This window comes from Desulfoscipio geothermicus DSM 3669 (genome assembly GCF_900115975.1).
GTDB classification, from domain to species: Bacteria; Bacillota; Desulfotomaculia; order Desulfotomaculales; family Desulfallaceae; genus Desulfoscipio; species Desulfoscipio geothermicus.
On record NZ_FOYM01000020.1, the window covers coordinates 12,505 to 33,952 of the forward strand.

The following is a 21,448-nucleotide window of genomic DNA, read 5'->3' on the forward strand; positions in this document are numbered from 1 at the left end:
CATCCATCATAAGACTCCCGACAGGTTCCCCGGTCATTTGTAGCTGTTGACAATGCGCCAGGTCAACCGCGGGTTGTTATTCACCTGAATAAAATAACAATCGGAACCGGAATCAACTTTAAATATGTAAACACCGGTAGCACTGCCGGCAATCCCGAAATTGCGGGCAACAATGGTGCTATCCACCCCCAAGGGAGCGAAGGAACGCCCCTGTGGATCTATAACCCGCATGTGTTGCCCGCCCGCCGCTGCGGTGCTCTGCAGGGCCACCCCCATAAACACCTTTCCCGGTTCCGCCACAGCTTTATTGTTATTGGTTATGTCAACCGTATCCGAAAATATTATATCACCACCGAAAATCTTGAAGGATTCCCCGCCGGCAACCACCTCCCGCCCCAGCGGCACGTACTCTGCCGGCGGTTTGACTTTTTGCATCCGGGCGTTGTCTCCGGATTGAATTGCAAACCAGTAAAGGATAAAAAAAATTCCCGGTGCGAAAATTAAAAACAAAAACCACCTGCGCTTCCCACGGTCAGCATTATTTCGAGCCATTTTTGCCACCCCCATATCATTATTTTTCATTGCACATTCATTGTCAAATACCTTTCCGCAATCTACCGATAAATATCTGTATAATTTTTTTTCCAATCGTAAAATTTGGGAATAATATTTTTATAAAATTGTAACACTATTAATGCTTTAGCAAGTATTTCGCCTGGAGGTGCATAAAATTGCATGCAGAAGTAGATCAGGACCTTTGTATCAGTTGCGGCACATGTATTGACGTGTGCCCTGATGTTTTTGAATGGAACGACGATGAAAAGGCTCATTCCGTCGTGGATGAGATACCACCTGAACTGGAAGACCAGGCATCAGAAGCGGCCGAAAATTGTCCCACCGATGCCATAACTGTCAACTGAACCGGAAACCAATACGCTTAACAGGGCACGGCTGAACTTTACATGGTTCGCCGTGTCTTATTTTTGGTGATTATGTATTATTAAGAAAAAGGTTTACCTCAATGGAAAAAGAATATTAATGACCGAGGGAAAACTGCTGGAAAGGGCTATTAACGATGAAAAAACCGCGCATCGGATTTATAGTTGTTTTTCTAGTTTTGCATTTATTTTTTAGCTTCCTTTTGCCGGGAAACGCCATGGGCCAGGAAAAGATTCCGCCCGTTTACGGCCTGGGCCTGCCGGAACCGAAAAGCATCAACCATGCCGCCGAACCGGGTAATGTTTATGTCATTACCGTGAACAGGTTGACCCTGCCTGACATATTTAATAACGAAGAACTGTTTAACAGAATAATAAATAACGGCGCCGTCGGGCTGATGAGCAGCAGCGTGGAAGGGAGTAATAACCCCGACAGTAACTTTGCGTCCATTGGAGCCGGCGCGCCCATTAACGCTACGGGCAGCGGCGCGTGGGGAGTCAATGCCGGAGAATCAATCAACGGGATGCCGGCGCAGGATGTCTATCGGCAGCGCACCGGGCTTTCCGCGCCGGAAAATGCCGTGCTGCAGCTGGATATCGCCCGTCTGAAACATTTAAATCAGAATAATCGTTATTCAGCCGTCCCCGGTTACCTGGGTACGTTGTTGCAAAACAACGGCTTCGGAGTGCAAGTGCTGGGCAATGCTGATACCAAAGACAGCCGGCACAGGCACGCGGTAGGTCTGGCCATGAACCGGACCGGAATTATACCCGAAGGGGACGTTGGCAAAGGTGCGGTTTTACAGGATAACGCATTCCCCGGAGGTATCCGCACCGATTACGCCCGACTGCTGGATTTAACGCTAACCGCCAATAACAATTCCGGATTGACGGTAGTTGAACTGGGCGACCTGGAAAGACTGGAGCGATTAGGGGCTCACCTGGAAGCAAACGTCCTGCAGGCCCAAAGAGAAGAGTCCATCAAACGGATAGCCGCTTTTATTGACGGCCTGCTGTTACGCATGGACAAACATGATTTGCTGGTGGTTGTCTCGCCCACCCCGCGTGGTGATTATTTACCTAGTACCAATTACCTTACACCTGTGTTGATCTCCGGCAACGGTGTCGCTACCGGTATTTTAACCTCACCAACCACCAGACGGCCGGGAATTATCAAAAATACCGATCTGGCGCCCAGCATCCTTAACTATTATTCCGTTGCCATGCCACCTTTAATGTATGGACGCCCCATACAATTAATAGCGGTGGATAACCCGGTTGACAGGCTGTCCGCTTTATACGAAGAACTGGAGTTAATTTACCAGGCCCGCCCGCCGGTATTGCGTAACTATGTATTGATTCAATTGATTCTGGTGATTTTATCCCTGGCAGCTATTTTGGCGCCCGGGCGCAATTATTTAATGCTGGTGTTAAAGCCACTGTTGCTTGCAGTAATGTCCGTACCCGTATCGCTGCTGCTGCTTCCTTTGCTGCCGCATGCTTCGCTGACCAGCCTGGTTATCGAACTGGTCGCAATCACCGCCGGCATAGTGGCAGCCCTGCATCTGTGGTTGAAACAAAGTCGGAACGAACTGGATCCCTTTATTTTAATCAGCCTGTTCACTTCGCTGTGCATAGTGGTGGATTTGCTGTTGGGGGCGCCCCTGCAGAAAAATTCACTTTTGGGTTATGACCCAATTGTGGGGGCCCGGTATTACGGAATCGGCAACGAATATATGGGTGTGCTGCTCGGGTCCACCATTATCGGCACCACTGCCCTGTTAACCCGCCTGTCCGGCAAAACAAAAAAAATACTGTGGCCGGTGGGTATTTATTACATTACAACTTTATATATCATCGCCGCTCCCCAACTGGGCACCAATGTCGGCGGGTCAATAGCGGGAGCGGGCTCATTCATGGTAACTTTTTTGCTGTTATGGGGCGTGCGGCTTAATTTAAAAACCTTATTAAAAACAGCGGCAACCGTGCTGTTTTTCCTGCTGACAATTTTAACTTACGATATGCTACGGCCGCTGGAGAGCCAATCACATATCGGTCGTACGGTAAACTTGATTTTACAGGGCGGCCCCGCTGAAATTTTTAATATTATAGCCCGCAAATTGAGTATGAATATCAAACTTATCAAGTACACCATCTGGAGTCGTATATTCCTGGCCAGCCTGGCCAGTTTGGCGATCCTTTTTTACAGACCGGTGGGCGTGATGCAGCAAATCAGCTGCCAGTACACTTACATGTACAAGGGGTTCATCGGTGTGGTGACAGCCAGTGTGCTGGCCCTGATATTTAACGATTCCGGCATTGTGGCCGCCGCCACCGCCATGATCTTCGGAGCGCCTCCCTTACTTTACCTGGTGATACGCGCCCAGCGGCTGGGACACGAAAGATAATGTCAACGGACCCTGAATTCAACCCGGGAATGCCGTAATAAACGCACCCACATTTACCAGCAATTAACTCACAACATATCAATAAGAAATAAGGAGTAAAACGTGGGTATCATATTGAAAAATAGCACTAACCTATTGAAATCATCAACTAATCATAAAAATTTGTTGACAATACATGATTTTATGCTAAAATTGAGTTTGATTGGTCGGCGGCATTATTTTGCCAGGTACCGATAATACAACATAATGTTAAAGGGGGAAGATAATTAGAATGAAACCTTTGGGCCGCCATGTTTTAGCTGAAATCTACGGGTGTGAATTTGATGTACTGAATGACATCGGCAAAGTGGAAAAAATCATGGTTGATGCAGCCCTTGAAGCAGGAGCCGAAGTTCGCGAGTTTGTGTTTCATAAGTTCAGCCCACAGGGAGTAAGCGGAGTGGTTGTCATTTCAGAGTCTCATTTGGCTATCCATACCTGGCCCGAATTGGGTTACGCCGCAGTTGATGTATTTACCTGTGGTGAAAAGGTGGATCCCTGGGATGCCTGTAATTACCTGACCGAAAAATTCGGTGCCAAGCATCTCACCGCTAAAGAGACAAAACGGGGAATTCTGCCGGATATCTTACCGCAGGAAGCCGTAAATCTTTAGGAGGGATTTTTATTAGTACCTACTTAAGTGAGGATTAGCATGACCTTGCCGTTTGGTTATAACAAACAGCAAGGTCATTGCTTTTTTCAGGCAAATAAACACTTGCGGGAGGAAATTTGATGGCCGTACCGAATATATTAGTGTTTAAGGGTAAAAGGAGGTCTACTCCCGAAAATGCATTTATTCCATCATATTTGTGAAGACCTAAAAAAAGTGCAGCTATTGATCCAAAAAAATTTCAATGTCCGGGCTGGTAATGTAAACGATTTCATCAAACAGGACTACAATTACCTGGACATTAATCTGCGGCCCGCGCTGGTAATTATCAGCAATCGATTATTCGGCCCGGTAACCCCGCAAACAATTGCCCTGGGCGCCGTATTACAATTCATCTACATGGCCTCCCAGGTTCATATCCGCCTTTCGGAAAGCGGTCCCGGCAAGGATAAATCGGCGGATATCCGTTCCGCGTACCAGTTTCCCGTACTGGTGGGCGACTTTTTATACGGTAAATTTTTTACCACTTTATGCGAGGCGGGTATTGTCCGCTACCTGAGCAACCTGGCGGAACTGATCTGCGCCATTAACAAATGCGGCATTTTAAATATCAATAACCCCGGTCTTGAGTTTGCCGACAAGCGACAGTATATCGACATAGTGCGCGGCGAGTCCGCGGAAATTTTCGCCTGCTGCGCCCGTCTGGGCGCTGACCTGGGCGGGGCCGACAGCGCTTCCCGACAGCGGATGTACGACTACGGCATTAACCTGGGCATGGCTTACGCCCTGCTGGAAAGAGGTGCTTCCCTGAATCAAATAAATAAATATTTAACCACGGCGGAATCAATCATAAAACAATTCCCCCCCAGCGATGAACAGGCCAGCCTGAAAAATTTACTTGATCTACTGGCCAAAGAAAATATCGTCGTCCAGCGCATGGTGGGTTAAAAGGTGGCTATTTTCACACTTTATGGAATTAATATTAATTTTGCAGAAAGCGGGTGTAGTTTTTGGCTTATCCCGATTTACAATCCTTTATACAAAAACTAGAAAAGAATAATCTCCTGCACAGAATTACCACCGAGGTTGATGCCAAGCTGGAAATTACTGAAATTACTGACCGGGTATGCAAGCAGGGTGGACCGGCCCTGTTATTCGAAAATGTAAAAGGTTATCACATGCCCGTGTTGACCAATGCATTCGGTTCTCTGGAACGGATGCAACTGGCTCTGGAAGTTGATGCGCTGGACCGGATTGGCGACGAATTGATCAATATCATTCAGCCGCCGGAACTACCCAGCACTTTCATGGATAAATTAAAGACTTTGCCCAAGCTGGCCCAGCTGTCCTCGTTCTTACCCAAACAAGTACGTACCGGCCCTTGCAAGGAAGTCATCAACAAGGATAACCCGTCGCTGGACATGCTGCCGGTTTTGTATTGCTGGCCGGAGGACGGGGGGCCGTTTATCACGCTACCGCTGGTTTTCACCCGGGACCCGCAAACAGGCCGGCGCAATGTAGGCATGTACAGAATGCAGGTATACGACAGCCGGACCACCGGTATGCACTGGCACATTCATAAGGATGCGGCGGAACACTACCGTAAAAAGGGCGCCAAAATGCCGGTGGCCGTCGCCCTGGGAGCCGACCCCGCCACCATCTACGCCGCCACCGCGCCCCTGCCGCACGGGGTGGATGAGATTCTTTTCGCCGGTTTTTTACGCAAAGAGCCGGTGGAAATGGTCAAGTGCGAAACGGTGGACCTGGAAGTGCCGGCCAGGGCGGAGATAATCCTGGAAGGATATGTGGACCCGGCGGAAACCCGGCTGGAAGGACCCTTCGGAGACCATACCGGCTATTACTCCCTGGCCGACCAGTACCCGGTATTTCACCTGACCTGCATCACCCATCGCAAGAAACCGGTTTACCCCGCCACCATCGTCGGCCGGCCGCCCATGGAGGACGCGTATCTGGGCAAAGCCACTGAACGTATATTCTTACCTTTAATGCGCATGCAACTGCCGGAGGTGGTGGATATGAACATGCCTCCCGAAGGCGTTTTCCACAACTGCGTAATTGTTTCCATACGCAAAAGTTATCCCGGTCAGGCCCGCAAAGTAATGTGCGCACTATGGGGCATGGGTTTGATGATGTTGGCCAAGCTGATCATCGTGGTGGACGCCGGCGTGGACGTGCAAAATGTGTCCGAAGTCATGTGGCGTGTATTCAACAATATTGACCCGCGCCGCGACATTATGATGGTGGACGGGCCGCTGGACGCCTTAGACCACTCTTCACCACTGCCGCACTACGGTTCCAAGATGGGCATAGACGCGACCACAAAAACCAGAGAAGAAGGACACCTGCGCGAATGGCCCGGTGACATCGTTATGAATGAGGAAATCAAGGCCCTTGTAGACAGGAAGTGGCAAAGTTATGGGATTGGCAATCGCAAATAAAACCAAAGTGTTTCTGGAAATGATCCGGTTTGAGCATACCATTTTTGCCCTGCCCTTTGCCTACATGGGGGCGCTGATGGTTGACAGGGCCATACCTGCCGGAAACGACCTGCTATGGATAACCCTGGCCATGGTGGGGGCCCGCACCGCCGCCATGTCTCTGAACCGGATTATTGACCGGCACATTGACGCCCAAAATCCCCGCACCGCCAACCGGGCCATTCCCCGGGGCCTGCTTTCAGTGCGGGAAGTATGGGTATATACCATTCTCTCGTTCGCTTTATTATTGTTGGCCGCTCACCAGCTTTCACCTCTGGCGTTCCGGTTGTTCCCCGTAGCCGTAGCGGCGCTGTCCTTTTATTCCTTTACCAAACGTTTCACCTGGACCTGTCACCTCTGGCTGGGACTGGCCCTGGGACTGGCACCGCTGGGCGCTTGGATAGCCATCGCCAACCATTTTGCCGCCGCGCCCGTGCTGCTGGGCACTGGCGTACTGTTCTGGGTGGCCGGTTTTGACATAATTTATGCCTGCGATGATTATCACTTTGATAAAAAGTACGGCATTTTCTCCATCCCGGCCCGTTTCGGGATCGCCAAATCGCTGAGTATATCATCATTTTTTCATGCACTGGCGCCCCTCTTTTTACTGGCCGCAGGTCTGACCCTGCACCTGGGACTTTTCTACCTGTTGGGACTTTTAATTGCCGTGGCGCTGCTATTTTACCAGCACAGGCTGGTATCTCCGGACGACCTGAGCCGGGCAGGAGTTGCTTTTTTCAATTTAAACGGAATGCTCAGCGTGATAATGTTTTGCTTTACCTTATTGGATATTTTTTTCCCGATACCTGTTTTATAAGGAGAGATCACCATGCATAACCACAAGGGCGAGCTGGAAAACATCGCCGCCAAAGTTGCAGCAGGGGAACGTCTCACCCGCGAAGACGGGGTTAAGCTTTACCAATCAAACGACCTGCTGGCTATCGGGAAAATGGCCGACCTGGTCAGGAAAAGAAAAAACGGCACCAATACTTTTTTTATTGTCAACCGCCATATTAACCATACCAATGTTTGCATCAACAGGTGTAAGTTATGCGCTTTCGGCCGGGACGCGAACGCCCCGGGCGCCTATACCATGAGCCTGGATGAAATAGAGGCCAAAGCCCGCGCTTCAGCAAACAGCGGCATTTCTGAAATTCACATCGTGGGCGGTTTGAACCCGGAATTGAAATTGGATTACTACGTGGACATGCTGCAGCGGGTGCGCCGCGTGCTGCCCGGGGTGGTCATTCAATCCTTCACGGCTGTGGAAATAGATTACCTGGCCCAGTTGCACGGCATGACGCACCACGCGGTGCTGCGTGCCCTGCAGGAGGCCGGCCTGGATTCGTTGCCCGGCGGCGGAGCGGAAATTTTCGCCCCCCGGGTGCGGGAAATCATCTGTTCGAAAAAAATTAACGGCGACAAGTGGCTGGCTGTACATAGGGCGGCCCATGAACTGGGCATGCGCACCAACGCTACCATGCTGTACGGTCACGTAGAAACCATAGAAGAAAGGGTGGATCACCTGCTGCGCCTGCGCGAACTGCAGGATCGCACCGGCGGTTTTTTGACCTTCATCCCCCTGGCTTTTCACCCTAAAAATACCGCCCTGGAGCCCATGGGCCTGGCCGGCACCACCGGGTATGACGACCTGAAAACCCTGGCCGTAGCCCGCCTGCTGCTGGATAATTTCGATCACATTAAAGCTTTTTGGGTTATGGTGGGGCCCAAAATGGCCCAAGTTTCCCTTTCCTTTGGCGTAGATGACCTGGACGGCACTGTTGTGGAGGAAAAAATCGCCCACGACGCCGGGGCCGAAACCGGTCAGTCCATGGCCAAAAGCGAGCTGGTACGCATGATCAAGAACGCCGGTTTTTGCCCCGTGCAAAGAGACACGCTGTACAATGTAGTGGAGGAGGGGTTCTAATTGCCCGCATTACGTCTGGGTCAGGTTGACTATATTAACTGTATCCCGGTTTACCACGCCCTGGAAGAAGGTCTTTTGGTCAGTGACATTGAACTGGTCAAGGGGCCGCCAACCAAATTAAACAACATGTTCTTAAACAGTGAACTGGACATCACCCCGATATCTTCCATTGAATACGCCAGGCACGTGGACAAATGCATCATCCTGCCCAATTTGTCCATCAGCGCCGACGGCAAGGTGGAAAGCATTCTTTTTTTCAGCCGCCTGCCGTTGACCGAACTGGAAGGTAAAACTGTTTCCGTAACCACCTCCTCGGCCACTTCGGTGGTGCTTTTGCGTATTTTGTTTGAACATTACTACCACGTGGACGTGGAAATAGTGTCGGCGTCCCCCGACCTGGACGCCATGCTGGCCCGGGCGGACGGCGCCCTGCTAATTGGGGATGACGCCATGCAAGCCCACCGGGTAGTATTGCTGGAAAACCGGGACATCATTGTCACCGACCTGGGTGAGGCCTGGAAGCAGTTTACGGGACAGAAAATGGTTTATGCCATCTGGGTGGTCCGCACGGAACTGGCGAAAACGGCGCCGCACATCGTGGAACAGGCCAGCCATTTGCTGTACGAATCCAAGCTGATCGGCCTGGCCCACCGGGATGCGCTGGTCCAAAAAGCTCACCGGCGTTCCGGGCTTCCTTTCGAAATTGTAGACCATTACATCGATACCATTCACCACGACTTGGACGAAGCGGAGCGCAAAGCCCTGCTGACTTATTATGATTTTGCCTATAAAAGCGGTATTATTGAAGAACGAGTAAGACTAAACATATGGAGTGAATAACATTGAACGCTGTATCGGTCCTGCTGGAAAAAGCCCTGGCCGGCGAGAGGCTGTCCCTGGAAGAAGGAACCGTTTTGCTGGAAGAAGCCGAACTGTTGGAACTGGGGCGTACCGCCGATCAAATCAGGCAGCGCTTGCACCCACGGGGAAGAGTCACTTATATCATTGACCGGAACATCAACTATACCAACGTCTGCACCTGCCAGTGCCGCTTTTGCGCGTTCTACCGCCGCCCGAACGACGCCGACGCTTATATTCTTAGCAAGGATGCACTGTTTCATAAAATAGAAGAAACCATCTCCGCGGGCGGCACGGAGTTGCTCATTCAGGGCGGGCTGCACCCCGATTTGCAACTCGATTTTTATATTGACATGTTGCAATCCATCAAGAAGCGGTTTGACATCCATATTCATTCCTTTTCCCCGCCGGAAATCGTCCATCTGGCCCGCCAGTCCGGGCTGTCCATTTCCGGCGTGTTAAGCCGCTTACAAGAAGCCGGCCTGGACTCGCTGCCCGGCGGCGGAGCGGAAATTTTGGTGGACCGGGTCAGGAAAAAAATAAGCCCCCGTAAAATCGGCTGGCGCCAGTGGATGGAGGTCATGGACCGGGCCCACCGCCTGGGCATGAAAACCACCGCCACTATGATGTTCGGCCACGTGGAAACCACCGCCGAGCGAGTGCTGCACATGGTCAGGGTGCGTGAGCAACAGGACGCCACCGGCGGATTTACCGCCTTTATCCCGTGGAGTTTTCAGCCCCGCAACACCGACCTGGGCGGCAGCACGGCGGGGGGCGTGGAGTATTTAAGAACACTGGCGGTAGCCCGTATCATGCTGGATAATATACCTAGCATTCAGGCTTCCTGGGTTACCCAGGGGGCCAAGATCGCCCAGGTGACCTTAAGCTTTGGCGCCAACGATTTCGGCAGCACCATGCTGGAGGAAAACGTGGTGCGGGCCGCGGGGGTTAATTACCGGGTAGCCCTGCAGGAAATTCACCGCTGCATCAAAGATGCCGGCTTTATCCCCGCCCAGCGCCGGACTGACTACACAATTATCAAGGAAATCCACTAAATCACCGCCTATTGCCGGTACGGTGATTTTTTTTATACAACCGGTTATATTTTTATGATAAAATTATTTTAAACAGAGTGAATATTCATTCAATAAGTTTACTGCATTTTAAAGGGGGAATACAATTGGCAATAACAGACTTTCAACAGGAGTTAAGCAGTTTATTACCAATCTTTCAACCCGCATCAATAGCCATTATCGGTGCATCCAACAACCCCGCCAAACCCAGCGGCCAACCGCTGGTTTCCCTGACCCGCTGGGGGTTTAAGGGGAAAATCTACCCGGTTAACCCCAAGTATCAAACGCTTTGCAATTTACAGTGTTACCAGTCACTGAAGGATATCCCGGGGCCGGTGGACTTGTGTATTATTGCCGTACCGGCCCGGATGACCATGCCCGCCCTGCTGGAATCTGCGGCAAAGGGTGTCAAAGGCGTGATTATATTTACTTCCGGATTCGCCGAAGTGGGACCCGATGGTGCGGAAATACAGCGGGAAATGACCCGGCTGGCCAAAGAAACGGGCATGCGCATTTGTGGCCCCAATTGTATGGGTGTTTTCAGTTCCCGCAATGCGTTGATGGCCAATTTCTCCGTGACCGACCTGCCCGACCACGTGCTGGTACCCGACTTCCTGGGCTTTATCAGCCAAAGCGGTGGCTTTGGCGTCGCCATTTACGAAATAATCAAAGAAAAGGGGATTGGCTTCAGTCATTTTGTGAGCACAGGCAACGAAGCGGACCTGGAGTTTTCCCACTATATGGGCTATATGGCGCATGATCCACATACCAGGGTAATCGGCGGCTATCTGGAAGGCATCAAGGACGGGCAAAAATTTTTACAGGCGGCCGATATGGCCCTGGAGAAAGGCAAGCCCGTAATGTTGATCAAAGCAGGCCGCTACCCGGCCTCCGCCCGGGCAGCAGCTTCACATACCGGGGCCCTGGTGGGGTCGGAAAAGGTTTATAGCGCCGTATTTAAGCAAAAGGGCATTATCCGGGTGGAAAGCCTGGAGGAATTTCAGGTGATGCTTGCCGTGCTGGCCGCCGGTAAAATCCCCAGGGGCAAACGAGTGGCCATACTGGCCACTTCCGGCGGCAGCGGCGTAGCGCTGGCGGACAAATGCGCCCATTACGGACTGGAAGTTGTGCCCCTGCAAAAACAAACCAGGGAGGCACTGGACGCCATACTGCCCGATTTCGCCTCCTCCGCCAATCCTGTGGACATCACCTCGGCGATTATGACCCAGCCGGGCCTGCTGGAACAATGCGCACAAATCGTTCTCGGGGATACCGATGTAGATATGATGATAGTCAACAATTGGGCCCTGCACGGTGACCAAAGCAGACTCGAACAAATGACCCGGGTGAGCGCGCGGTGTGACAAGCCCATATTAAACCTGGTCTGGGGCCCGGAAAGGGAGGCTCTGGCCGCCATCCGTTATCTGAACGACCAGTTGGTGCCCGCGGCCAGGGAGGCTGATTTTGCCATCCGGGCGCTGACCTCGCTGGCCGAATACAACAACTTTGTTCATACCCGCCTGAACAGTGCCCTGTCAAAACCGAAGATAGCGGAAAATGCTCGGGAAAAAGCCAGTGAAATACTGGACCGTTTCCCGCCCGGGTCCCAATTGACAGAGTATACCGCCAAACAGGTACTGCGCGCTTATGGCATCCCCACTACCAGGGAGATTCTGGCCGCCACTGCGGAGGAAGCCGTGAATGCAGCCAAAACCATCGGTTACCCGGTGGTAATGAAAATAGAATCGCCGGATATTTTACACAAAACCGACGCAGGAGGCGTATTTTTAAATATTTCCTCTGAAACCGAGGTGCGGGAAAAATTCCAGGTGCTAATGGATAATGCCCGGGCCTATAAACCCGACGCGGTAATAAACGGTGTGTTGGTTCAGGAAATGCTGCCCGGGGGCACGGAAATGATTGTCGGTATCGGCAAGGACCGGGTATTCGGCTCCACGGTGCTGGTAGGCTTGGGCGGCATTTTTGTCGAAGCACTGGAGGATGTAGCGCTGCGGGTGGTGCCCGTAACGCCGCTGGATGCCCGGGAAATGCTGGATGAATTGAAGGGCAGGCGAATTCTTGAAGGATTGCGCGGGCAGCCGCCGGCCGACAGACAGGCCGTGCAGAATATTATGCTGCGCGTATCCCGCCTGGCGGATGATTTCCCGCAAATTGCCGAGTTGGACATTAATCCGCTCATGGTATTTTCGGAAGGCCGGGGCGCCTGTGCAGCCGATGCGCTGATTGTGATCGCATAATATAATATCTGCTATGGCTGCCAACGGCAGCCTTTTTTGTTTTGATTACAACGTATCGGCCATAGTAAAATAATATCCAGTAATCTAAAAAAGTAGGAGCGGCCTATGTTTAACAATATAAAGCCGGGGCAATTGCTGGTTATCAGTTACGCGCTGGTTGATCTCGTGGGAACACTGTTACTTACCTTACCCTTTGCTTCCACGAACCCCGGTTCCGCAACCCTGCTGGAAGCTTGGTTTACCGCCACTTCAGCTTTGACGGTTACCGGATTGACAGTTGTCACCACAGCCGAATACTGGACCTTTTTCGGACATGCCGTGATACTGGTATTGATGCAGATTGGCGGCCTGGGCCTTATGGTATTGGCCACCATCACCTTATCCATGCTGGGGCTGAAAATTCATCTGGGACACCGTGTCCTGATCGTCCAGGACCGAAATTATTTCAATATGTCCGGCGTGGTACGCCTGGTGCGCAGCATAGTTTTACTTACTTTGGCATTGGAAGGCGTTGGGGCGGTACTTTTTGCTTTACTCCTGCCGGATGTATGGAGCGAGGGATTGATACCGGGATTGATGTTCGTTGTCTTTCATGCTGTAAGCGCCTTTAACGGAGCAGGTTTTGACTTAACGGGACATAGCCTGGAACCTTTTCGATACAATATGGGCATTAACCTGGCAGTCATTGTTCTCGTTTTACTGGGCAGCCTAGGCTATGTAGTATTGCAGGAACTGTTTTTGGTACGCAAATGGCACAAGCTGAGTTTACACAGCCGTTTGGTTCTGCTGGTGACTGGAATTATCTCTCTGGTCGGCAGTATATTTTACTTTTTGACCGAATACAGCAATACACTGGCAAGTGTTCCATTAACCCACAAAATTGTAACAAGTTTATTTCAGGCTGTAACGCGAACAGCCGGATTTACCACCATACCGGTGCTGGAATGGACTGAACCGTTTATTTTTCTGATGATATTGATGATGTTTGTCGGAGCCAGCCCGGGTTCAGTAGGTGGAGGAGTTAAGACGACTACTTTGGGTACAACCGTTTTGGCCATATGGTCCATTGTCCGGGGAAAAAAAGGGGTCGTCATATTTGAAAGAGAAATCGCGCCAGAAAGTGTAACCAAAGCATTTACGGTTATGGTTATAGCGGGAATGTTGGCCGCTGCCAGCACGCTGGTTTTAATGACCGTTGAACATCTTCCGTTTATGCCGATTCTGTTCGAAGTGGTTTCTGCCCTGGCCACAGTTGGTTTGTCCATGGGAGTTACCGTTAAATTATCCGCCTTTGGGCAAGTGCTAATCGGATTATTGATGTTTGTTGGACGTATCGGCGTATTAACACTGATCGTAGTTTTAACCGGTATTGACAAACGGCGCTTGCATTACATGAAAGAGGATATTTTAATCGGATAGGGGGTAAGAGCTAATGAAGAAGTCAGTTTTGGTCATCGGGGTAGGTCGTTTTGGCCGCGGTGTAATTGAAGGGTTATACGAGCGGGGACATGATATTTTTGCCATAGATCAGAACGAAGAAGCCCTGGATGATGTGCGGGACATGATTATATCGGGGGCCATTCTGGACGTGGGGGAAGATGACGAAGAATTGGCCAGGGTTGTGGGTGACAAAAATTTTGATGAAGCGGTGGTGGCTATGGGCGCTGATTTCGAAGGAGCATTGATCGCCACCAATATTCTTAAGGATGCCGGTGTAAATGTATCGGTAAAAGCCCCTAACCTGAGAAGAGGTAACGTACTGAAAAAAATGGGCGCCGACCGGGTGGTTTTTCCAGAACGGGATATGGGGCGCAGATTGGCCCATGTCATATCAACGGAAGCCGAAATTGAAATGCTGGAACTGCCGCAGGGATTTATCATCGAGCAATTGGAAGTTGGACCCGGCTTTACCGGTAAAACTATAGAAAAACTCAACGCCTCAAACCGATTTGGTTTCTGGATTTTACTGGTATATAAAGACGGCGAGCCAATACAGCCCACGGCGACTACCCGGTTAAACAAGGGTGATATAATGGTTGTCTTCGGTAAAAAAACAAAACTCAATAAATTTGAAAAAGCCAATTTTAAAAAATAAAAAACTACAAGCAGAATCAATTGCCAATTAGGTTTATTACAAGCGGTCAATAGTTTTACCGGGTTATGGCACAACTACAGTCCCCTTGCGCTGTAGCGTGCTGCTGCCATATAATGTTTAAGACAGTTGAGCGGGAGGATGGAACATGTCAGATAATAACAGCACCCGATTGTTCAGATTCTTACCGGCAGTGGACGAAGTGCTTAAAGCGCCGGACGTTGAAATGCTGCTGCAATCAATGCCGCGGTCGCTGGTACTGGAAGCGGCCAGGGACACTATCGCCGGTTTGCGCAACGACCTGCAGGCAAACCGGCTACAGATTACTCCTAATGATCACGCCCGCAATTTCCTGCTGGCGCAGGCGGTGCAAGAAACCGCACGCCGGGCCAACACCCGAAACCGCCCCAACCTGCGCCGGGTGCTCAACCTTACCGGAGTGGTGCTGCACACCAACCTGGGCCGGGCGGTCCTGGGAGAAAGCGCCCGGCAGGCCATCAACCAGGCCGCTTCAGGTTATTCCAACCTGGAACTGGACCTGCAAACCGGCAAACGGGGGTCCCGTTACGCCCCCGTGGAGGAATTGCTGACCAAACTCAGCGGTGCCGAAGCCTCCCTTGTAGTCAACAACAACGCTGCAGCCGTGCTGCTGGCCCTGGGCACGCTGGCCAGGGGCAGGGAGGTAATAGTATCCCGGGGACAGTTGGTGGAAATAGGAGGTTCTTTCCGCATTCCCGAAGTGATGGCCCAGAGCGGTGCCCGTTTGGTGGAAGTGGGCGCCACCAATAAAACATACGCCAGGGATTACCAAAATGCCATCACCCCGGAAACCGCATTGTTACTGCAGGTACATACCAGCAACTACCGCATTGTCGGTTTTACCAGGGAAACATCCACAGCCGAGCTGGTTGCCATAGGCCGGGAATATCGCCTGCCGGTCATGTGCGACCTGGGCAGCGGTTCCCTGGTGGACTTCAGTGCAGCGGGAATGCCGGTGGAACCAACGGTGCAGGAAGTAGTGTGCGCCGGAGCCGATGTGGTTACCTTCTCCGGTGATAAGTTACTGGGCGGCCCCCAGGCCGGGATTATCGTCGGTAAAAAGGTTTACATAGACCGGATGAAGAAAAACCCGCTAACCCGCGCCGTACGCATCGACAAATTCACCGTGGCTGGCCTGGAAGCCACGCTACGGGAGTATCTGGCACCGCAACAGGCCTGGTTACGGGTGCCCACCCTGCAAATGCTTGCTGCCCGCCAGAAAGAACTGAAGCACCTGGCAGAAAGGCTGGTGGAACAACTACGCGACGGTGCCGCGCAGCAGGCCCGGTTTGCTATCGTGGCGGCGCCGTCGGCGGTGGGCGGGGGCGCCATGCCTACCGCCGACCTGCCCTCATGGGCGGTGGAAGTGCTGCCGCGCACCATGACCGCGCAGCAACTGGCCGACCGACTGAGAGATGAAGAGCCCGCCGTCATCGGCAGGTTGCAGGACGAAAGGCTGCTACTGGACGTGCGTACCCTGCTGCCGGGTGAAGAAGACGCGCTGGTGGAAGTGCTGTCCAGGGCGCTTTTGGATGGAGGTGGGTCGCCATGAATCATATAATCATCGGCACCGCAGGTCACGTGGACCACGGTAAAACGGTTCTAATCCGGGCCCTGACCGGCACGGATACGGACAGGCTCAAGGAAGAGAAGGAAAGGGGCATTTCCATTGAGCTGGGCTTTGCCTACTTGCAATTGCCCAACGGCCAAACAGCCGGCATCATTGATGTGCCCGGCCATGAAAGATTTATAAAAAATATGCTGGCCGGGGTCGGCGGCATAGATATTGTTCTGCTGGTAATAGCCGCTGATGAGGGAGTAATGCCTCAAACCAGGGAACATCTGGATATTATTCAACTTTTGCAAATAGAAAAAGGCCTTGTGGTAATCACTAAAAAAGACCTGGTGGACCAGGAATGGCTGGAACTGGTTTATGAGGAAGTAAAAGACTTTTTGGCCGGCACTTTGCTGGAAAACGCCCCTATACTGGCCGTTTCCGCCGTTACCGGCGAAGGGATGGACTATTTGCGCGAAACTATCAGTCAACTGGCTGCCGGCACAACCCGGATAAAATATACCGGACCGCCCCGGCTACCGGTAGACCGTGTTTTTTCAGTTACCGGATTCGGTACCGTAGCCACCGGCACGCTGCTCTCCGGGCAAATTCATACCGGCGACATCCTACAAATATACCCCGGCGACGCAGTATACCGGGTGCGCAACATCCAGGTGCACGGGCACAAAGTGGATACCGCCGAACCCGGGCAGCGGGTAGCGGTGAACCTGTCGGGCGCCGAAGCGGATGACCTGAACCGCGGCGATACACTGGCGTCTCCCGGCAGCCTCCAGCCGTCATTTCGGGTGGACGTCAAGTTAAAGCTGTTGCCTGACGTCCCCAAGCCTTTAAAGCACCGGGCCCGGGTCCGGGTTTACCTTGGAACGGCTGAAATTCTGGGTCGGGTCATACTCCTGGACCGGGAGGAACTGCAGCCCGGCGGCGATGCTTACGTGCAATTGCAGTTGGAAACCAAAGTGGCTGCGGCCCGGGGAGATCACTTCGTCATCCGCTCGTACTCGCCAATGCGCACCATCGGGGGCGGCACGGTAATCAACCCCGCCGCCGGCAAGCACAGGCGCAACCGCCAGGAAGTTATCCAGGCCCTGGCCACGGCGGAAAAAGGTACGCCCGACGAACTACTGGAGCAATATCTGGCGACAAACAGCCGCGTATTTACCCCGGTCGAATTAGCCGCAGGGGTCGGCCTGACCGGCGAAGAAACCGCGTCCGCCCTGCGGGAATTGCTGGATGACAATCGGGCGGCGGCTATTCAAGCAGAAGGGGAGAAGGTATACCTTGCCACCCGGGTACTGGCGGAATGGGAGAAAAAAATAATACGGGCGCTGACGGAATACCATGCCAAGTACCCCCTGCGGGAAGGATACCCGAAGGAAGAAATGCGGTCCCGCCTTTTCCCCGCCATAAACAATAAACAATTTCAAATGCTATTGAATCATTTTGCAAAGAACAAAATACTGGCCGTCCAGCCGCAAACCGTATCGCTGCAGGGTTTCAGACCACAGCCAACGCCAACCCAGGGCAAAAAAATCAACCGGCTCGAAGAAATGTATCTGGCCAGTCCCTTCCAGCCCCCCGGGTGGCCGGAAGCCGCCAAGGAAGCGGGACTGGCGGGAGACGAATCGGAGTACTTGAGTTACTTGTTGAACCGGGGCATACTGGTAAAAATAGCCGAAGGACTGTATTTCCACAGCCGGGCCCTGCAAAGTGCGATAGACCTTGTTAAAGGCCACCTAACCCAAAAAGGCGAACTCTCCCTGGGAGAAGTTCGGGATTTATTACAAACCTCGCGCAAATACACGCTACCGCTTTTAGAATATCTGGACCGAGAAAAAATAACCCGCCGGGTGGGCGACATACGCGTGGCGGGCCGGGCGCTTTCATCGGGATAAACCCGAAAAAAACCAACGAGGTGTGATATGCCAAGACTGGCCGACTTAATCAAAGAAGAAATAAAAACCAACGGACCCATCACCTTTGCCCGGTTTATGGAACAGGCCCTTTATCACCCCGAGCTGGGCTACTATACCTCGCCCGGGACCCAAATCGGCCGTACCGGCGATTTTTACACCGCACCCACGGTAAGCCCGCTTTTCGGTGCCGTGCTGGCCCGACAGTTCCATGAAATGTGGCGCCTGGCCGGCTGCCCGTCCTCCTGGGCGCTGGTTGAATACGGTCCCGGCACCGGGGTGCTGGCCCGGGATATAACCAGCGCCGTTTACCGTAACCATCCTGAATTCCGGACGGCGCTGGATTACTATTTAATAGAAATTAGCCCCGCCTTGCGGAAATGCCAACAGAATGAATTGAATCATCGTGCACCCGCCGGGGCTGTATTCAAGTGGGTAAACAACCTGGCAGATATTGACCCTGCCGGTATCGAAGGCGGTTGTGTTTTTGCCAACGAACTGGTGGACGCCTTTCCTGTGCACCTGGTGGAAATGGGCAGCACCGGCCTGCAGGAACTATACGTTAATTTAGACAGCACCGCCGGATTTACTTTTGTTGCAGGGCCCCTTTCGTCAGCAGACCTGGCAAATTATTTTGACATGCAAAATATAACCTTGGCTTCTGGCCAGAAAGCCGAAGTAAATCTGCAGGCCCGAAAATGGCTGGCGGAAGTGGCCGCCAGTCTTCGACAAGGGTTTTTATTAACCGTGGATTACGGCGCTACCACGGCGGAATTATACGTTCCACAACGTTTTAACGGCACCTTGCGCTGTTTTCACAAGCACCGGCTGGTGGAAGACCCCTTTATAAATATCGGTCGGCAGGATATCACAGCCCACGTCAATTTCGCGGCCCTGGCTTTATGGGGCGAGCAACTGGGTCTACAAAAACTGGGCCTGGTTACCCAGCCGCAGTTTTTATTGAACCTGGGTATCCTTGACGTTTTACGGAGGCAGGAAGATTTTACTTATAACCCGGAAATAGCCAAGATTACCTCGGCCATTAAACAATTGGTCCTGCCCGGTGGGATGGGCGGCATATTCAAGGTGCTGGCGCTGAGCAAGGGTTTTGATCCTGTGCCGAGTTTGAGCGGTTTTAAAAGAAAATTATCAGTTTAATAATAAACACCGGAGGGAAAAATAATGGAAGTCAAACATTTCCACGCCGGTGAACATCCCCTGGAAGTGCACATGCTGGTCACAAAGACCGCTTCCGGCATCATCGTGCAACTGCTGGGCGGCGACCGGCCGCACATAGGCGCCACCGTGGTTACCCACCCCAGACCCAGCCTGCTATCCGCGGAGCAGGTCAGCTGCAATTCCATTGTCATTCCCGAACTGGGCCACAAGGAGGACGAACTGGCCAAGCCGCTGGCCGAAAAAATTGCTAAAAAAATGAACAGCCCGGTGGTACTGGTAGCGGGTATCCACGTTGACAAGGCCGGTACCGCTGATATAGAACAGATCACCCGTCTGTGCCGTGACCTGGTGGATAATTTTCTAGCAAATTCCTCTACCGGTTAGTATCACCGGGTAAAAATAACGTTGCTGCCGGGCAGAATAAGGTCAGGAGGTGATAATCTTGACATTTCCATTCAGTTCCGGCAGCAGTTCCAGTTCAAATTCAAGTTCAAGCAAATCCAAATGTCCCAAAAGCGAGTCCACTTTGACCGGCAAATCGCCCTGCGAGGAATCGCTGGAGAGTTCCAGCGCAGAAAGTGGTTGTTCCGCAGAATCTTCCACAGAAGACTTGTAAATTTTTGAAACGGGGCCCAACAGCCCCGTTTATTCTTGACATAAATATTCGAAGTACATATATAAATTAAATAACTCGGGAATAAAGGAGGGCTGGTGATGAATACGCTGGCCATGATATTGGCCATTATCTTTTTTGTCGCCGGTATCGCCGGGTCTGTGTTACCGGTTTTACCGGGAGCCGTATTAATCTGGCTGGGCATGCTGGTTTACGGTTATTTAACCAAATTCGCCACATTAGGCCTTGTTTTTTATATCGGCCAGGCACTGGCGGTGCTCCTGGTTTATTTAACAGATTATTTAGCCGGGGCCTGGGGAGTTAAACGCTATGGCGGCTCCCGTTCCGCCATATACGGCAGCGTGATCGGCACCGTTTTAGGCCTGGTCCTGCTCGGGCCCGCCGGCATTATCTTCGGCCCCTTTGTCGGGGCCGTAGCGGGGGAACTGCTTAATAAAAAGACCCTGGACACCGCCGTACGGTCCGGCATCGGCACCATGGTGGGCCTATTGAGCGGCAGCTTGCTGAAACTGGCTATAGAAATAATTATGATCATTTGGTTTTTCTGGGCCGTTTACCATTAATCCTGTTCGTCAAACTCCTCGGCCAGCGGCCCGCCGGCCTCGTTCAGCTGAAAATCGGCCACATCTTTCTTTCTCTTCCCGGCGTCCCGTAAAACTTCCTCGCCGATTTCCTCTGCGTCAATCCTGTTTTGTACCTGGCTGATAAAGCTGTTTCTTTTTTTTGTGTTCACCTATTTCACCCCGGTTATATTATTTGATATCGCTTTAATAAATATTACTGGGGATTATCCATAATCCGGGGCTTGTGCTTGATAGCTTCCACCGCCAGCCTGTCGCAGCGGTTGTTAAATTCGTTGTCGGCATGTCCTTTCACCCATACCCACCGCACCCGGTGCCTGTCCGACAGCTGCAAAACCCTTTCCCAGAGGTCCACATTTTTGGCGCGTTCCTTATCGTTGCGCATCCACCCGCGGGACCGCCACCTGGTTACCCAACCCTTGGTCATGGCATCCACTATATATTTACTATCGGAATATAAGGTGACCTGACAGGGCTCTTTTAAGCTCTCCAACCCCTTGATCACGGCCATCAGTTCCATGCGATTATTGGTAGTATTGTCGTACGCACCGCTTAATTCCTTTTCATGCGGGCCGTACTTGAGAATGGTTCCGTAGCCGCCCGGCCCGGGGTTGCCGCTGCATGCCCCGTCGGTATAAATTTCCACTTCTTTAATACCCTATCACCTGCCTTGAAAAAAGTTTTTAGAACCCTGGTAATTTTACCATGCCTGTTATATTCCGGCAATATTATATCCCATTTCACCAACATATTTTTTGTCGTATCCAGCAGGATTTTACGTTAAAACAAAGAATACGGATTAGGTATGTTTTACCTTCACAATCGCCG

21 protein-coding genes are annotated in these 21,448 nt (G+C 51.9%); 17 read left to right on the forward strand and 4 right to left on the reverse strand.

Annotated elements, in window-relative coordinates:
• Positions 1-33 precede the first annotated feature (33 nt).
• Entirely contained in the window at positions 34-552 is a 519-nt protein-coding gene (locus BM299_RS12235) for a hypothetical protein (protein ID WP_092484631.1), read from the reverse strand.
• Between the two features lie 179 nt (positions 553-731).
• Between BM299_RS12235 and BM299_RS12240 the strand changes: the two genes are divergently transcribed.
• The 16 genes from BM299_RS12240 (at position 732) to lpdD (ending at position 19,789) form a co-directional block, all read left to right on the forward strand.
• Positions 732-920, forward strand: coding sequence for a ferredoxin (locus tag BM299_RS12240; protein ID WP_092484634.1), 189 nt, complete (start codon positions 732-734; stop codon positions 918-920).
• Positions 921-1,075: 155 nt separating this feature from the next.
• Positions 1,076-3,346 carry a hypothetical protein gene (locus tag BM299_RS12245; RefSeq protein ID WP_092484637.1) on the forward strand — a complete coding sequence of 757 codons (2,271 nt, stop codon included), beginning with the start codon at positions 1,076-1,078 and terminating at the stop codon, positions 3,344-3,346.
• Positions 3,347-3,617: 271 nt separating this feature from the next.
• Positions 3,618-3,998, forward strand: coding sequence for an adenosylmethionine decarboxylase (speD, locus tag BM299_RS12250; RefSeq protein ID WP_092484640.1), 381 nt, complete (start codon positions 3,618-3,620; stop codon positions 3,996-3,998).
• Between the two features lie 174 nt (positions 3,999-4,172).
• Positions 4,173-4,943, forward strand: a complete 771-nt coding sequence (locus BM299_RS12255; RefSeq protein ID WP_092484643.1) for a polyprenyl synthetase family protein — start codon at positions 4,173-4,175, stop codon at positions 4,941-4,943.
• A gap of 62 nt (positions 4,944-5,005) precedes the next feature.
• Positions 5,006-6,454, forward strand: a complete 1,449-nt coding sequence (locus BM299_RS12260; protein WP_092484646.1) for a menaquinone biosynthesis decarboxylase — start codon at positions 5,006-5,008, stop codon at positions 6,452-6,454.
• Complete coding sequence (locus BM299_RS12265) at positions 6,432-7,310, forward strand: UbiA-like polyprenyltransferase (protein ID WP_092484649.1); 879 nt, start codon at positions 6,432-6,434, stop codon at positions 7,308-7,310. Before BM299_RS12260 ends, BM299_RS12265 begins: the two co-directional genes overlap by 23 nt.
• Positions 7,311-7,322: 12 nt before the next feature.
• Positions 7,323-8,420 (forward strand): aminofutalosine synthase MqnE, encoded by a 1,098-nt coding sequence (mqnE, locus tag BM299_RS12270; protein ID WP_092484652.1) that lies wholly within the window; start codon positions 7,323-7,325, stop codon positions 8,418-8,420.
• The gene (locus BM299_RS12275; RefSeq protein WP_092484654.1) at positions 8,421-9,260 is read left to right on the forward strand and encodes a menaquinone biosynthetic enzyme MqnA/MqnD family protein; all 840 of its coding nucleotides are present in this window, start codon (positions 8,421-8,423) and stop codon (positions 9,258-9,260) included. It begins immediately after the preceding gene.
• Between the two features lie 2 nt (positions 9,261-9,262).
• Positions 9,263-10,333 carry a cyclic dehypoxanthinyl futalosine synthase gene (gene mqnC / locus BM299_RS12280; protein WP_092484657.1) on the forward strand — a complete coding sequence of 357 codons (1,071 nt, stop codon included), beginning with the start codon at positions 9,263-9,265 and terminating at the stop codon, positions 10,331-10,333.
• A gap of 125 nt (positions 10,334-10,458) precedes the next feature.
• Positions 10,459-12,609 (forward strand): acetate--CoA ligase family protein, encoded by a 2,151-nt coding sequence (locus BM299_RS12285; RefSeq protein WP_092484660.1) that lies wholly within the window; start codon positions 10,459-10,461, stop codon positions 12,607-12,609.
• Positions 12,610-12,714: 105 nt separating this feature from the next.
• Positions 12,715-14,028: a TrkH family potassium uptake protein gene (locus BM299_RS12290; RefSeq protein WP_092484663.1), complete on the forward strand. Its 1,314-nt coding sequence runs from the start codon at positions 12,715-12,717 to the stop codon at positions 14,026-14,028.
• Between the two features lie 13 nt (positions 14,029-14,041).
• Positions 14,042-14,704, forward strand: a complete 663-nt coding sequence (locus BM299_RS12295) for a potassium channel family protein (RefSeq protein WP_092484665.1) — start codon at positions 14,042-14,044, stop codon at positions 14,702-14,704.
• Positions 14,705-14,849: 145 nt separating this feature from the next.
• Entirely contained in the window at positions 14,850-16,292 is a 1,443-nt protein-coding gene (gene selA / locus BM299_RS12300) for an L-seryl-tRNA(Sec) selenium transferase (RefSeq protein WP_092484668.1), read from the forward strand.
• Positions 16,289-18,208, forward strand: coding sequence for a selenocysteine-specific translation elongation factor (gene selB / locus BM299_RS12305; RefSeq protein ID WP_092484671.1), 1,920 nt, complete (start codon positions 16,289-16,291; stop codon positions 18,206-18,208). The genes selA and selB overlap by 4 nt, the downstream gene beginning before the upstream one ends.
• 27 nt (positions 18,209-18,235) lie before the next feature.
• Complete coding sequence (locus BM299_RS12310; RefSeq protein ID WP_092484674.1) at positions 18,236-19,384, forward strand: class I SAM-dependent methyltransferase; 1,149 nt, start codon at positions 18,236-18,238, stop codon at positions 19,382-19,384.
• A 24-nt stretch (positions 19,385-19,408) separates the two neighbouring features.
• The gene (gene lpdD / locus BM299_RS12315; RefSeq protein WP_092484677.1) at positions 19,409-19,789 is read left to right on the forward strand and encodes a prenylated flavin chaperone LpdD; all 381 of its coding nucleotides are present in this window, start codon (positions 19,409-19,411) and stop codon (positions 19,787-19,789) included.
• Positions 19,790-19,831: 42 nt separating this feature from the next.
• On the opposite strand, the gene BM299_RS19395 is transcribed toward lpdD, so the two are convergent.
• The gene (locus tag BM299_RS19395) at positions 19,832-20,008 is read right to left on the reverse strand and encodes a hypothetical protein (RefSeq protein ID WP_165608303.1); all 177 of its coding nucleotides are present in this window, start codon (positions 20,006-20,008) and stop codon (positions 19,832-19,834) included.
• 111 nt (positions 20,009-20,119) lie between these two features.
• Between BM299_RS19395 and BM299_RS12325 the strand changes: the two genes are divergently transcribed.
• Positions 20,120-20,602, forward strand: coding sequence for a DUF456 domain-containing protein (locus BM299_RS12325; RefSeq protein ID WP_092484683.1), 483 nt, complete (start codon positions 20,120-20,122; stop codon positions 20,600-20,602).
• Here BM299_RS12325 and BM299_RS19400 read toward each other — a convergent pair.
• Together BM299_RS19400 and rnhA are read right to left on the reverse strand one after the other, a co-directional pair.
• On the reverse strand, positions 20,599-20,772 hold the full coding sequence (locus tag BM299_RS19400) for a hypothetical protein (RefSeq protein WP_165608304.1): 174 nt from the start codon (positions 20,770-20,772) through the stop codon (positions 20,599-20,601). The two genes, BM299_RS12325 and BM299_RS19400, sit on opposite strands and share 4 nt — an antisense overlap.
• Before the next feature lie 44 nt (positions 20,773-20,816).
• A complete protein-coding gene (gene rnhA, locus BM299_RS12330) occupies positions 20,817-21,275 on the reverse strand; it encodes a ribonuclease HI (RefSeq protein WP_092484686.1) in 459 nt (152 codons plus the stop codon).
• Between the last annotated feature and the right edge of the window lie 173 nt (positions 21,276-21,448).